The sequence below is a fragment of the Micromonospora sp. NPDC049559 genome, from assembly GCF_040676675.1.
In the GTDB taxonomy this organism is placed as follows: Bacteria; Actinomycetota; Actinomycetes; order Mycobacteriales; family Micromonosporaceae; genus JBFAPK01.
The window spans coordinates 156,906-170,672 of record NZ_JBFAPK010000006.1 but is presented as its reverse complement, the minus strand read 5'-3'; the positions used below and the strand labels follow the sequence as shown (position 1 = coordinate 170,672).

Below are 13,767 nucleotides of genomic sequence, written 5' to 3'. Positions count from 1 at the left end.
CAATGGTGGCGCCGCCGCGCCGTCATCGGGGGCGGTCAGCGTCCGAGGGGCAGCGCGGGCGCCGGCCCGGGCGCGCCGTCCGGGTACGGATCGGCCGGGAACGCCTCGGCGAGCAGCGCGTCCAGGGTCGCCTCCCGCCCGTACCGGTGCGCGGCCTCGAAGGCGTCCGCGCCCAACTCCGACCGGAGCGCCTGGCCGGTCGCCCCGGTCTCCGGGCGCTCGCAGTCGGGCACCGGCGCGCCGATCTCGTCCCGGATCCGGGCCGCCGCGCCGAGCAGCCTGGCGGCGCGGACCGGCCGCCGCTCCAGCCGGGCCAGCTCGGCCATCGCCTCCAGCACGCTGGCGGTGCGCCACCGGTCGCCGACCTCGCGGTGGGTGGCCAGGCTCACCGACAGGTGCGCCGCCGCCCGGTCCGGCCGCCGCGCCCGCAGCTCCAGCAGCCCGCGCAGGTTGTGCGCCCAGCCGACCCCCTCGGGGAAGCCGAGCGCCGCGTACCGCTGCAACGCCACGTCGAGCAGGGAGGTCGCCCCGTCGGCGTCGCCCCGGTACAGCGCCACCGCGCCGAGGTGCATCAACGCGGTCGCCTCCGCCTCGCCGTCGGCGAGCCGTACGCACCGGCGCAGGCCCGAGCGCAGCCGCGACTCGGCCCGGTCCAGGTCCCCGGCGAGCCAGGCGGTGAACCCCCGCATCAGCAGCACCTGCAACTCGTCCCACTCGTCGCCGCACTCGGCGAAGAGCGCCGCCGCGATCGCGAGGTGCGCGGCGGACTCCGCGTAGCGGGCGCGTTCGCGGGCCACCGAGCCGAGGACCAGCTCCAACCGCGCCTCGCCCCGGCGGTCCCCGGCCTCGCGGCAGGCCGCCCGCGCCGCCCGCGCGTGGTCGGCCGCCGCCGGATAGTCGCAGAGCAGCATCGCCAGCAGCGCCGCCCCGGTGCCGGCCCGCGCCCGCAGCGCCGCCGGGGCGCCCGGGTGCCGGGCCAGCGCCTCCGCCAGCCAGGCGTACCCCTGGCGGTAGTTGCCCTCCAGCCGGCAGTACGTGGTCAGCGCGGCGGCCAGCCGCAGGTCCCCGTGGCAGGACCCGCCGGCGCCCGCCTCGGCCAACCACCGCATCGCCGCGCGCAGGTTCGCCGCCTCGACGCGCAGCCGGTGCAGCCAGTGTTCGCGTCCGGCGCCACGCAGCCACGGATCCGCCCGCTCGGCCAGTGCCAGGCAGTACCAGGCGTGCGCCTGCCGGGCCACCACCTCGCCGCCGCCCTCGGCGAGCCGGGCCAGCGCGTGCCGGCGGATCGGCATCAGCATCCGGTACCGGGCCGGCGCCGGCTCGGTACCCGGCACCACGGGCCCCGGGTCCACCTCGACCAGCGACGCGGCCAGCAGTTCGGCGAGGGCGTCCGGGCCCGCGGGGCCGACCAGCGCCCGGGCCGCGTCGGCGTCGAAGCCGGCCGCGACCGCCCCGAGCCGCTCGAAGAGGGTACGGGCGTGCGGGCCGAGCTGCTCCACGCTCGACTCCACGGCGGCGGCGAGCGTACGGTGCCGGCTCGGCACGGTCGGGTCGGGGCTGCGCAGCAGGCGCGGATCGGCCCGCAGCCGGTCGAGGATCTCCCCGGGCCCCAGCAGCGGCACCCGGGCGGCGGCCAGCTCGATGGCGAGCGGCAGGCCGTCCAGCTCGGCGCAGATCCGCGCGACGGCGCCGGCCTCGCCCTCGGCGAGCGGGCGGCCGGAGCGGGCCCGGGCCCGGTCGAGGAAGAGCCGGGTCGCCGGATGGGCGGTCAGCTCCGCGATGGTGTGGCGGGCACCCGGCGCCGGCGTGCCGAGCGTCGGCACCGCGACCACCGTCTCGCCGGGCAGCCGCAGCGCGCTCCGGCTGGTCGCCAGCACCCGCAGCCCGGGGCAGGCGGCGAGCAGCCGGCCGGCCAGCTCCGCACAGCCGGTCAGCACGTGCTCGCAGTTGTCCAGCACCAGCAGCACCCGGGCGGCGCCGATCGCGCCGGTCAGCGCCTCGACCAGGTCACCGCCCGGCTCCGGCCGTACGCCCAGCGGGGCGGCGAGCGCCTCCGGCACGCGTACCGGGCTCTCGACAGCGCTCAGGTCGACGAACCAGACCTCCCGGACGTCCCCGGCGACGGGAGCGGGGCGGCCGGGCCCGGTGGCGTACCCGTGGGCCAGCGCCAGGGCGAGGCGGGTCTTGCCGGCGCCACCCGGGCCGGTGAGCGTGACCAGCCGGTCCGTCGCGAGCCGGCGCCGCACGTCGGCGAGCAGTTCGTCCCGGCCCAGCAGCGGGGTCAGCGGCACCGGTGGCCGGGTCACCGGCCCCACGGGTGCCCCGGGAACCCCGGCCCCGAGCGGGTTCCCGGCCGCCGCGAGCGGGTCCCGGGGCGTGGCCGGGGCGGGAACGCCCGGGGCGGCGAGGGGCCGTGGCCGGCGGTCCGCCGGCCGCGCCAGCCACCGGTCCGGCAGGTCGGCGCGCCACCGGTCCGCCAGGTCCCCGCGCCGGGCCGCCTCGGCGAGCCGGCACAGCCGCTCGCCCGGGGCCACACCGAGCCGGTCGGCGAAGACCGCCCGGGCCCCGCCGCTCGACCTCGACGGCGGGACCGCGACCCGCGCTGAGGTACGTCGCGACCAGCAGCAACTCCCAGAGTCGGGCGCGGAGCGGATGGCGGGCCACCGCCGCGCGCAGCTCCGCGACGGCGGTCGCGGCCGAGCGCGCCCCGGCCATGCCGGCCGCCACCACCGCGCGGTCGGCCACCGGGCCACCGGCCGCCGTGTGCGCGGCGGCGGCCAGGTCCAGCGCGCACTCCCACCGCTCCTCCACCGCCACGGCACGCAGCTGCACGAGTTGCCGCGCCGCCGCGGCGGCCCAGCCGCCGAGCCGGGAGGGGCAGGCGCCGAGGGGTTGCCGGACCGGTTCGGGCCACAGCTCCAGCGCGACGGCGAACAGCTCCTCGGCCCGCGCGGGCTCGCCGGCGGCCACCCGTCGCCGGGCCCGGTCCAGCAGCCGCCCGAAGCGCAGGGCGTCCACCGCCGCGGCGGGCAGGCGCAGCAGGGCGCCGTCCGGCCGGATCTCCAGTACGCCAGGCAGGTCGGCGTCGGCCAGCCGGTCGGCGAGTTCGCGTACCCGCTCGGGGATCCCGGGCGGCGGCGGGACGAGCGCCTGGCGCAGCCACTCGGCGGGTACCGGCTCCCCGGCGCGCAGTCCGAGCAGGCCGAGCAGGTCGCGGGCCGGCTCCGGCAGCTCGACCGGACCGGCGGGGCCGGTCAGCGCCACCGGACCGAGCACCCGCAGGCGGCAGGGTACCGGGGCCCTCCGGCCCGTCCCGGTCGGCTGATCGGACACGTGCCACCTCTGCGCTGCTCGGCTGCGTACGCAGGTAGTCTGCTCGGCCCGCGCGCGCCCGGTCACCCCCCTTCGGGCCGAGTGACGGCCGCGAACGGGCGAGCCTTTCGTGCCGGTTGCGGCCCGTCTGACCAGTGCGAACGGCAGATCGTCGGAGACCGGTACGGCCGATCGGGCAGCCGCACCGGCTGGACGGCCGCCCGGCTGGCGGCCCGGCTGACGCGAGCGGGGCGGCCCGGCTGACGCGAGCGGGGCGGCCCGGCTGACGCGAGCGGGGCGGCCCGGCTGACGCGAGCGGGGCGGCCCGCGTCAGGCGGGCGGGGCGGCCCGGGTCAGGCGGGCGGCTGCCACTGCGCGGCGGCGCTGGCCGCGCTGCCGAGCAGCCGGGGGGTGATCTGCCCCAGCGCGGCGTCGCGCGCCCGCAGCGCCAGCCGGCCGCGGGCCTGCAGGACGGCGGACATCCGCCGGGTCTGCCGGACCACGGTGGCCGTCCGGGGCCGGCGCAGCCGGCTGTACGACTCGACCGCCGCGCGCAGCGCCGGACCGGGGATCGCCTCCCGCACCAGCGACTGGAGCGTGGCCGCGTCCTCCAAGGCCAGGCAGGCGCCCTGGCCCAGGTGGTGCGGCATCGCGTGGGCGGAGTCGCCGAGCAGCACGAACCCGCCGGTACCGGTGGGGAAGCCGTACTCCCGGGGCAGCGGGCGCAGCTCCCGTACCTCCTGTTGCACCAGGTCGTCGGGCTCGGTCGCGGCGAGCAGGTCGCCGATCGGCGCCGGCCAGTTGGCGTACCAGCGGCGCAGCAGGGTGAGCTGGGTCTCCGCCGACTCCGGCCGGGAGGCGCCGGCCGCGGTCGCCACCCAGTAGATGCCGCCCCGGGTCGAGCCGCCCGAGGAGCCGCGGTCGCCGAGCGAGGCCGCGACGAAGCGGTAGCCGGCGCCGAGGGCCTCGCCGCCGATCGGCTGGTCCGGCCGCAGCCGGGGCGCACGGTACCAGGGGATGACCGCGCGCCAGGCGGCGCAACCGGAGCTGACCACGGCGGACTCGGGGGCGAGCCGGCGGCGCACCGCGCTGTCGATGCCGTCGGCGGCCACCACGAGATCCGCCTCGAAGGTGGTGCGCCCGTCGCCCACCGCCGGGCGGTCGCCGCCCTCGGCCCGCACGCTGCGCACGAGCACCCCGGTACGGATCTCCACCCGGTCGCCGAGGCCGGCCACCAGCGTGTCGTGCAGATCCTCGCGGTGCACCACCACGGGCGCGCGCCCGGGTGGCGCGGGTCGCGGCTGCACCAGCCAGTGCCCGTCGGGCCGGCGTATCCCGGTGTCCGGCAGCGGGGTGGCGATCGCGTCCAGCCCCGCGCCGAGGTCGAGCGCGCGCAGCGCCCGTACGCCGTTCGGCCACAGGATCAGGGCGGTGCGCTCGGCGCGTACCCGGTCGCCCCGTTCGAGCAGCGTCACCTGCCAGCCGGTCCGGGCCAGGGCGCCCGCCACCGCCAGCCCGCCGATGCCGGCGCCCACCACCACAGCCGTACGCATCGCCGCGGCTCCCCCGCTCATTCCCGGTCGGTGCCGGGCGTGGTGGCACCGGTGCGTCCCGCCGGGCTGCCGGCCTCGGCGGCGCCGGCCGTACCGCCGTTCGCCGTGGCCCGCCGGCCGCCCTCCGGGGCGTCCGGGTCCTCGTCGGCGGCGTCCTCGGCACCCGGGACGTCGGTGTCGTCGATCTCGTCGTCGGCGAAGTCGTCGAGCAGGTCGGGCGAGCCGGCCGGCTCGCCCGAGTCGCCGGTGGCCCGCGCCTGGGCGCGCCCGGTCTCCCCGACCGGGTCGGCCTCGGTGGGGGTGGCCTCGGCGGCGGCGTCGCCCGCCTCCGCCCCGGGCTCGGCCGGCACCTCGCCGGTGCGCTGGAAGGCCAGGTACTGCTCCTCGGTGACGACGCGGTATCCGGCCGGCTCCGCGGCGGCGGTGGCGGTACGGCGGGAGACGTCGACCTGCGAGACGGGACCGCCCGAGCCGGCGTTGTCCGGGGCGGACGGGGCGGCGGCGCCGGAGGGGGTGCCGGCGGCGCCGGCCTCGGCCGCGCCCGCCGCCTCGCCGACGGCCGGCCCCGCGCCGGCGACCGGGGCGCCGGCCGGTACCACGTACTCGCGCGGGCCGCGGACCCGCAGGAAGTAGACCAGCGCCGCGGCGAAGACCACGATCGCGGTCCAGACGTTGAGCCGCAGCCCGAGGATGTGGTTCGCCTCGTCGGTACGCATCAGCTCGATCCAGAACCGCCCGGCCGTGTAGCCCATCACGTAGAGCGCGAAGGCGCGGCCCCGGCCGAAGCGGAACCGCCGGTCGGCCAGGTAGACCAGGAGCGCCACGCCGACGTTCCAGATCGCCTCGTACGCGAACGTCGGGTGGTAGAGGCCGGGCAGCAGGACCGGGTTGCCGTCCGGGTCGCGCAGCGCGTGCCCGGGGTTGGTCTCGTCCATCCGGTGGACCTCCAGCCCCCAGGGCAGGGTGGTCCGGCCGCCGAACAGCTCGTTGTTGAACCAGTTGCCGAACCTGCCGACCGCCTGCGCGAGCGGGAGTCCGGGGGCGAGCGCGTCGGCGATGACGCTGAGCGGGAGGCCGAGTTGCCGGGCGGCGAGCCAGGCGCCGAACGCCCCGCCGGCCACCGCGCCCCAGATGCCGAGGCCACCCTCCCAGATGTAGAACGCCCGGACCGGGTCGCCGCCGGCGCCGAAGTACGCCTGCGGCGAGGTGATCACGTGGTAGATCCGGGCGCCGATGATCCCGGCCGGCACCGCCCAGACGGCGATGTCGAGCACGGCGCCGGGAGCGACCCCGCGACGGCGCAGCCGGTACTCGGTGACCACGGCGGCGACGATGATGCCGAGCACGATGCAGAGCGCGTAGGCCCGGATCGGGACCGGCCCGAGTTGCCACACGGCGGTGCTGGGGCTGGGCAGGGCCGCCTGGGGGGACAGCGAGGCGAGGGTCACGGGTGCAAAGGCTACCGTCGCACCCCGTACTCGTGGCACCCCGGTCCAGTTTGGGGTTTCGCGCCCGGCTGACTACACGTTTGGGTGGGCGTAGGCTCTTTGTCTATGAACCAGCTCACATTCGCGGTCGCGGCGGTGGTCACCGACGAAGCCGGTCGCGTGCTGCTCTGCCAGCAAAGTCAGGGACACCGACGCTGGGGACTGCCCGGCGGCAAGATCAGGCCCGCGGAGAGCCCGGTGCACGCGGCGATTCGGGACATCCGCGAGGAAACCAGTATGGAAACGGACATCCTCGACCTGGTGGGGATCTACCAGCTCACCGGCGACGGGCAGCCACCGGTACGCCGACCGGCCGGCCCGGGGCGGCCCGCGCCGCTGCCGGACGTGCTGGTGCACGTCTTCCGGGGCCGCACCCGCATCGGCGAGGCGGCCGTCAACGCACCCGGCCGGATCTGCCGGCTCTCCTGGCACGACCCGGACGACCTGCCCGAACCGATGACGCCGATCACCCGGGCCGCCATCGCCGACGCCGTCGCCGGCCGCTCCGGCATGCTGCGCGACGTGCGCCGCGACGCGGAGCCCGAGCTGCCCGAGGCGGTCGAGCCGGCCCGCATCGTCGGGCCGAGCGGCTCCGTCGAGAACGGCGCCGGGCAGGACCGGCTCGTCGCCGCCGGCTGACGCGTCAGCCGGCGGTCAACGCCTCGCCGAGACGTCGGGCCGGGGTCAACGCCTCGCGACCCGTCAGACGGCGGTCAACGCCTGGCCGCGCGGGGCGCGTACGCCCGCGGCCAGCTCGGCGCTGAGCGCGCGCAACGCGGCCAGCCCGCTGGCGGAGTCCGGCGCCTCCAGCAGGCACCGGATCAGGGCGCTGCCGACGATGACGCCGTCGGCGTAGCCGGCCACGGCCGCCGCCTGTGCGCCCGTGCCGACGCCGAGCCCCACCCCCACCGGCAGCTCCGTCGCGGCCCGCACCCGCCCGACCAGCGTCGGCGCGGCCTGCGAAATCTGCTCGCGCGCCCCGGTCACGCCCATCAGGGCGGTGGCGTAGACGAAGCCCCGGCAGTGCTCGACGGTGAGCGCGATCCGGGCGTCGGTCGAGGAGGGCGAGACCAGGAACGTGCGGTCCAGCCGGTACGCGTCCGAGGCGGCGAGCCACTCGTCCGCCTCCTCCGGGATCAGGTCGGGCGTGATCAGCCCGGTCCCGCCCGCGGCGGCGAGGTCCCGCGCGAACGCGTCGACGCCGTACCGCTCGATCGGGTTCCAGTAGGTCATGGTGACCACGGGGGCGCCGGTGCGGGCGACCGCCTCGATGATGCGCAGCGTGTCCCGGGTCCGTACGCCGCCGGCCAGGGCCAGGTCGCTGGCCTTCTGGATCACCGGCCCGTCCATCACCGGGTCGGAGTACGGGATCTCCACCTCGATCACGTCGACGCCGGCCTCGACCATCGCGGTCATTGCCGCGATGCTGCCCTCGACCGTGGGGAACCCGGCCGGCATGCAGCCGACCAGCAGCGCCCGCCCCTCGGCGCGCGCCTTCTCGAAGGCCACCCGGATGCTCTGCCCGCCCTCGCTCATGGCAGCTCCTCGCCGCGCTCGTCGAGAATGCCGAAGTACGCCCCGGCGGTGTGCACGTCCTTGTCGCCGCGGCCGGAGAGGTTCACCACGATGGTGGGCTCGCGCCCGAGCTCCTCGGTGAGCGCCGGGATGATGTTGATGGCCCCGGCCAGGGCGTGCGCGCTCTCGATCGCCGGGATGATCCCCTCGGTGCGGCAGAGCAGCTGGAACGCGGCCATCGCCTCGGCGTCGGTGACCGGCAGGTACCGCGCCCGGCCGCTGTCGGCGAGCCAGGCGTGCTCGGGTCCGACGCCGGGGTAGTCCAGCCCGGCCGAGATCGAGTGCGACTCCAGCGTCTGCCCGTCCTCGTCCTGGAGCACGTAGGTGCGGGCGCCGTGCAGCACCCCGGAGGAGCCGCCGGTGATGCTGGCCGCGTGCCGCCCGGTGGTGACGCCGTCGCCGCCGGCCTCGAAGCCGTAGAGGCGTACCCCCTCGTCGGGCACGAAGGCGTGGAAGATGCCGATCGCGTTGGAGCCGCCGCCCACGCAGGCGGCGACCGCGTCCGGCAGCGCGCCGGTGGCGTCCAGGCACTGCTGGCGCGCCTCGATGCCGATGCCGCTGACGAAGTCGCGGACCATCGCCGGGAACGGGTGCGGTCCGGCGGCGGTACCGATCAGGTAGTGCGTCCGGTCGACGTTGGTGACCCAGTCGCGCATCGCCTCGTTCATCGCGTCCTTGAGGGTGCGCGAGCCGTTGCGTACCGGGATCACGGTGGCGCCGAGCATCCGCATCCGGGCCACGTTGAGCGCCTGCCGCTGGGTGTCCAGCTCGCCCATGTAGACGACACATTCGAGGTCGAACAGGGCCGCGGCCGTGGCACTGGCGACGCCGTGCTGCCCGGCGCCGGTCTCGGCGATCACCCGGGGCTTGCCCATCCGCTTGGTCAGCAGGGCCTGCCCGAGCACGTTGCGTACCTTGTGCGCCCCGGTGTGGTTGAGGTCCTCCCGCTTGAGCAGGATCCGCGCGCCGAGCTGGGCGGAGAGCCGGTCGGCGCGGTAGAGCAGCGACGGCAGGCCGGCGTACTCGCGCAGCAGCGCGTCGAACTCGGCCCGGAACGACTCGTCGGCCCAGGCGTGCCGGTACGCCGCGTCGAGTTCGTCCAGGGCCGCGACCAGCGCCTCGGGGACGAAGCGACCGCCGTACCGGCCGAAGTGGCCGCCGGTGTCGGGGAGCAGGGCGGACGGGGTGGGGCTCATCGGACCGGCCTCGGGGTGGCGGGGTGGTTGCCGGCGTTGACCAGTTCGGCCACCGCCTCGCGGGGACTCTTCTGGGTGACCAGGCCCTCGCCGACCAGCACCGCGTCCGCGCCGGCCGAGGCGTACCGGATCAGGTCGTGCGGTCCCCGTACGCCGGACTCGGCGATCTTGACCACGCTGCTGGGGAGCCCGGGCGCGATCCGCTCGAAGACGGACCGGTCCACCTCCAGCGTGCGCAGGTTGCGGGCGTTGACCCCGATCACCTGCGCGCCCGCCTCCAGCGCCCGGTCGGCCTCCTCCTCGTCGTGCACCTCGACCAGCGCGGTCATGCCGAGCGACTCGATCCGCTCCAGCAGGCCGACCAGGACGTTCTGCTCCAGCGCCGCGACGATCAACAGCACCATGTCGGCGCCGTGGGCCCGGGCCTCGTGCACCTGGTAACTGGAGACGACGAAGTCCTTGCGCAGGATCGGGATGTTCACCGCGGCCCGGACGGCGGCGAGGTCCTCCAGCGAGCCGCCGAACCAGCGCCCCTCGGTCAGCACGCTGATGCAGCGGGCCCCACCGGCCGCGTAGTCGCCGGCCAGCTCGGCCGGATCGGCGATCTCCGCGAGCGGCCCCTTCGACGGCGAGGAGCGCTTGACCTCGGCGATCACCGCGACGCCGGCGCGGCGCAGCGCGGCATACGCGTCCAGGGGCGGGGGCGCGGCGGCGGCCAGCTCCCGGATCTCCTCCAGTGAGACGCGCTCCTGCCGACGCTCGACGTCCTCCCGCACCCCGGCGAGAATCTCGTCGAGCACGTTCGCGGACGGCGCCGGACCTGGCTCGTCCCCCTCCGCATACGCGTGATCTGCAGTCACCAACGGACTCCCCTCTCCGGGTGTCATGGGCCGATGCTAGGGGGCGGCGCGAAGCGGCAGGTGTCGGGGGTATGGCGCGCCTCACGAGATGGGCTGGTGCATAATGACGGACCTCTTGTGAGCGACAGATCACGCAGCGCCACCGGCCTGCCATCGATCATATTCAACCGCCACGCGGGCCGCCGCCCCGACCGCGCCATCGTCTCCGGGCCGGGGGGCCGCCGCCCGACCGGGCCGCCGCCCCGACCGCGCCATCGTCTCCGGGCCGGGGGGGCCGCCGCCGCCCGACCGGGCCGCCGACCGGGCGGGCTTCCGGCGGCGGGTCGCGCGGCCGGGTCCGGGCCAGGCGGCCACGCTGTGACCTGGAACGCTGTGACGCAACTCAAGTGAGGCCCGGCGCCCCGGCGGGAAAGCGCGGCGCGGACGGCGTGTTGCCTGATGAGGGCTGCGGGAGTGAGCGTCCGACGCCCCGAACCGTCCAGTTGACGCGGGAGTCACCGGCGTGAAACACCCACTAGGCACCATCGGCATCGGGCAGACTGGTCGGCGGAGCCTCCGCCGGCGACGGGTCTCGCGGCCGGGGCCGCGAACCGTGGCCGGCGACGCGCCGGCCGGGCGCACCGCGCGGAGCAGCCGGATCGACCTTCTCAGGCGGGGATGACCATGAGCGTTACCGAGCGCGGCTCGACCATCGATCTCACCACCATCTCCCGGGCGGTCGCCTCCATGGCCGTCGGCGTCGTCCACACGGTGGAGCGGGCGGTCGTCGGCGACGCCCGGATCCGCACCGCCCGGGGCAACGCCTGGGAGGCGGTCTGCGCGGACCGGGACCGCGCCCGGCAGCGGGAGGAGATCCGGCGGCTGGTCGCCTCGCTCGTCAGCGAGCCGGCCCGTCCCACCACCGAGTCGTCGATCCCGGCCGTGCCCGCGACCGGCACCGCGCCGGCCCCGGCTGCGACCGGCACGCCGTCGGCCGGCGCCCCGGCTCCGGCGGCCGCCACGGCCTGACCCGCCGCGCGGCGTCCCAGCGCCCGCGCCGCCCGCTCCGGCGCGCGGGACGGCTCCCGTTACGGCTCCGGGTCGCCGACCGTGGGGTCCTCGCCCCGGTCCAGCGCGTCCCAGGCGGCCACCGTCCGCCGGGCGTCGAGCCGCGTGTCGCGCCCCGCCGACGCGCCCTCGGCCGGTCGGGGCGCCGCCGCCGACGTCGCGGGGCGCTCGTAGCGCGCGCCCATCGTCGGCCAGCGCTGTCCCCGTACGGCGGTCAGGGCGGCGCCCGCGGTCGCCACGAGCCCGCCGAGCGCGCAGAGCAGCGGCCAGGCGGCGCTCCCGTCGCCCCGGTCCAGCGCCAGCACGCCGTACGCCCCGCCGGCGGCGACGCCGAGCGCCACCAGCAGCAGGAGCAGGCCGACCAGCCGGCGGGCGGTGGCCCGGGTGGCCAGCACGGCCCCGCCGCCGGCCAGCCCCACCAGCGCCAGCGCGGGCAGCCAGGGCAGCAGTTCCCCGCCGGTACGGGCGTCGCGCAGGACCGGCAGCGGCGCCGGGCGCTCGGTCAGCTCGACCAGCCAGACCCGGGTCGCGGCGTAGAGCGCCAGGGCGGCCCCGGCGAGGCAGCAGAGCACGGCGTACGTCAGCGCCCGGCGGGCGGTACGGCGCGCGTCCGACCCCGGCACGCCCGCGGCCACGGCGCCGCCGGCGGTCATCGGGCGGCCCGCAGTGTCTCGGCCGCCGCGATCGCGGCGAGTACCGCCGCCGCCTTGCTGCGGGTCTCCCGGTCCTCGGCGGCGGGGTCGGAGTCGGCGACGATGCCGGCCCCGGCCTGCACGTAGGCCCGGCCGGGACGGATCAGGGCGGTACGGATCGCGATGGCCATGTCCATGTCTCCCGCGAAGCCGAAGTACCCGACGGTCCCGCCGTACGGGCCGCGCCGGGTCGGCTCCAGCTCCTCGATGATCTCCATGGCGCGTACCTTCGGCGCGCCGGAGAGGGTGCCGGCCGGGAACGTGGCGGCCAGGGCGTCGAAGGCGGTGCGGTCCTCGCGCAGCGTGCCGACCACCGTCGAGACGATGTGCATGACGTGGCTGTAGCGCTCGATCATGGCGAACTGCGGCACCTCGACCGTGCCCGGGCGGCAGACCCGGCCCAGGTCGTTGCGGCCGAGGTCGACCAGCATCACGTGCTCGGCGCGCTCCTTCGGGTCGGCGATCAGCTCGGCGGCGAGCCGGGCGTCCTCGGCCGGGGTGCCGCCGCGGGGGCGGGTACCGGCGATGGGATGCAGCATGGCCCGCCGCTCCCCCCGCGCCGTGCTGGTGACCTTGAGGTGCGCCTCGGGCGAGGAACCGACGATGTCGAACCCGTCGAAGCGCAGCAGGTACATGTAGGGGCTGGGGTTGGTGGTGCGCAGCACCCGGTAGACGTCGAGCGGATCGGCCGTGGTCGGCCGCTCGAACCGCTGGGAGAGCACGATCTGGAAGCACTCGCCGGCCCGGATCGCCTCCTTGGCCGACTCGACCGCCTTCGGGTACTCCCCCTCCGGGGTACGGCTGACGACCTCGCCGAGCGGGGAGCGGTCGAACGTCGAGACCATCGGCGGGTTCGGGCGGGAGAGCGCGGTGGTCATCGCGTCGAGCCGGCCGACGGCCTGGTGGTACGCGGCGCGCACCCGGGCGTCGCGGTCCGGCTCGTCCGGCGGCGGCAGGACCGCGTTCGCGACCAGGATCGCCGAGCCCTCGAAGTGGTCGAGGACGACCAGGTCGGTGGCGAGCATCATGCCGAGCTCGGGCACGCCGAGGTCGTCCTCGGTCAGCTCGGGCAGCCGCTCGAACCGGCGGACCAGGTCGTAGCCGAGGTAGCCGACCATGCCGCCGGTCAGCGGCGGCGCGCTTCCGCCGAGCCCGCCGCCGGCCGGGCCGGCGAGGGCCGCCACGGTGGCCCGCAGCACCTCGACCGGGTCGCCGGTGTGCGGCAGCCCGGCCGGCGGTTCGCCGAGCCAGTGGGCGGTGCCGTCCCGCTCGACCAGGGTGGCGCTGCTGCGCACCCCCACGAAGGAGTACCGCGACCAGGCGATGCCGGCAGGGCCGGCGCCCTGTTCCGCGGATTCGAGCAGGAAGGTGCCGGGCCCGCCGGCGAGCTTGCGGTAGACGCCGACCGGGGTCTCCCCGTCGGCGAGCAGGCGTCGGGTGACCGGTACCACCCGGTGCCGGTCGGCCAGCTCGCGGAAGCCTGCCTCGTCGGGGCTGACCGCGCCCGTGGTCATGCCGTCTCCCCACTTCCTCCGTGCGCGGCCGTCTCCTCCGGCCGCTCCAGCCGACCGGTGACCGGCAGCTCCTCCGAGAAGCAGCTCCGCCGGCCGGTGTGGCAGGCCGGCCCGACCTGGTCGACGCTGACGAGCACCGCGTCCCCGTCGCAGTCCAGGGCGACCGACCGGACGTACTGGTGGTGCCCGGAGGTGGCGCCCTTGACCCAGTACTCCTGCCGGCTGCGCGACCAGTAGGTGGCCCGGCCCGTGGTCAGGGTGCGGTGCAGCGCCTCGTCGTCCATCCAGGCGACCATCAGCACCTCGCCCGAGTCGTGCTGGCGGACCACCGCGGCGACCAGGCCGTCCGCGGTACGGCGGAGCCGGGCGGCGAGCTGCGGATCGAGCGCGGAGGGCCGGGCCGGGCCGGGTACGGGCGCGGCGGCCGGGCCGGCTGCGGTCAGGTCGGGTGCGGACACAGTGCTCGATTGTTCCGCACGCGGCCCGGGAAGCGGAAAGGCCCCCGGTGCGGAACGCGTCACGCGGGGCGGG

The 13,767-nt window shown here is 77.1% G+C and carries 9 protein-coding genes and 3 pseudogenes; 2 read left to right on the top strand and 10 right to left on the bottom strand.

The window, feature by feature from the left end; genetic code table 11:
* Positions 1–35: 35 nt before the first annotated feature.
* The 4 genes and pseudogenes from AB0J86_RS10750 to lgt form a co-directional block, all read right to left on the bottom strand.
* Positions 36–2,534: an AAA family ATPase gene (locus AB0J86_RS10750; RefSeq protein WP_363855812.1), complete on the bottom strand. Its 2,499-nt coding sequence runs from the start codon at positions 2,532–2,534 to the stop codon at positions 36–38.
* A 238-nt stretch (positions 2,535–2,772) separates the two neighbouring features.
* A pseudogene (locus tag AB0J86_RS10745) lies at positions 2,773–3,018 on the bottom strand (BTAD domain-containing putative transcriptional regulator); the annotation flags it as partial.
* A gap of 647 nt (positions 3,019–3,665) precedes the next feature.
* The gene (locus AB0J86_RS10740) at positions 3,666–4,865 is read right to left on the bottom strand and encodes an NAD(P)/FAD-dependent oxidoreductase (RefSeq protein ID WP_363855704.1); all 1,200 of its coding nucleotides are present in this window, start codon (positions 4,863–4,865) and stop codon (positions 3,666–3,668) included.
* A 305-nt stretch (positions 4,866–5,170) separates the two neighbouring features.
* Positions 5,171–6,313, bottom strand: a pseudogene (gene lgt, locus AB0J86_RS10735) (prolipoprotein diacylglyceryl transferase); the annotation flags it as partial.
* A gap of 105 nt (positions 6,314–6,418) precedes the next feature.
* Here lgt and AB0J86_RS10730 point away from each other — a divergent pair.
* Complete coding sequence (locus tag AB0J86_RS10730) at positions 6,419–6,991, top strand: NUDIX hydrolase (RefSeq protein WP_363855702.1); 573 nt, start codon at positions 6,419–6,421, stop codon at positions 6,989–6,991.
* A gap of 63 nt (positions 6,992–7,054) precedes the next feature.
* Here the strand turns inward: AB0J86_RS10730 and trpA are convergent, their stop codons facing one another.
* The 3 genes from trpA to trpC are packed head-to-tail and all read right to left on the bottom strand — an operon-like array spanning position 7,055 to position 9,923.
* Positions 7,055–7,888, bottom strand: a complete 834-nt coding sequence (gene trpA, locus AB0J86_RS10725; protein WP_363855700.1) for a tryptophan synthase subunit alpha — start codon at positions 7,886–7,888, stop codon at positions 7,055–7,057.
* Positions 7,885–9,123 carry a tryptophan synthase subunit beta gene (gene trpB / locus AB0J86_RS10720; protein ID WP_363855699.1) on the bottom strand — a complete coding sequence of 413 codons (1,239 nt, stop codon included), beginning with the start codon at positions 9,121–9,123 and terminating at the stop codon, positions 7,885–7,887. The genes trpA and trpB overlap by 4 nt, the downstream gene beginning before the upstream one ends.
* A complete protein-coding gene (gene trpC, locus AB0J86_RS10715) occupies positions 9,120–9,923 on the bottom strand; it encodes an indole-3-glycerol phosphate synthase TrpC (protein WP_363855804.1) in 804 nt (267 codons plus the stop codon). The genes trpB and trpC overlap by 4 nt, the downstream gene beginning before the upstream one ends.
* 723 nt (positions 9,924–10,646) lie before the next feature.
* Here trpC and AB0J86_RS10710 point away from each other — a divergent pair.
* Positions 10,647–10,883 (top strand): annotated as a pseudogene (locus tag AB0J86_RS10710) (hypothetical protein); the annotation flags it as partial.
* Positions 10,884–11,050: 167 nt separating this feature from the next.
* Here the strand turns inward: AB0J86_RS10710 and AB0J86_RS10705 are convergent.
* Genes AB0J86_RS10705 through hisI form a run of 3 tightly spaced genes read right to left on the bottom strand, consistent with a single transcriptional unit; the run spans position 11,051 to position 13,694 of the window.
* The gene (locus AB0J86_RS10705; RefSeq protein ID WP_363855697.1) at positions 11,051–11,683 is read right to left on the bottom strand and encodes a Trp biosynthesis-associated membrane protein; all 633 of its coding nucleotides are present in this window, start codon (positions 11,681–11,683) and stop codon (positions 11,051–11,053) included.
* Positions 11,680–13,236: an anthranilate synthase component I gene (locus tag AB0J86_RS10700; protein WP_363855696.1), complete on the bottom strand. Its 1,557-nt coding sequence runs from the start codon at positions 13,234–13,236 to the stop codon at positions 11,680–11,682. Before AB0J86_RS10700 ends, AB0J86_RS10705 begins: the two co-directional genes overlap by 4 nt.
* A complete protein-coding gene (gene hisI, locus AB0J86_RS10695; RefSeq protein WP_363855692.1) occupies positions 13,233–13,694 on the bottom strand; it encodes a phosphoribosyl-AMP cyclohydrolase in 462 nt (153 codons plus the stop codon). Before hisI ends, AB0J86_RS10700 begins: the two co-directional genes overlap by 4 nt.
* Positions 13,695–13,767 lie beyond the last annotated feature (73 nt).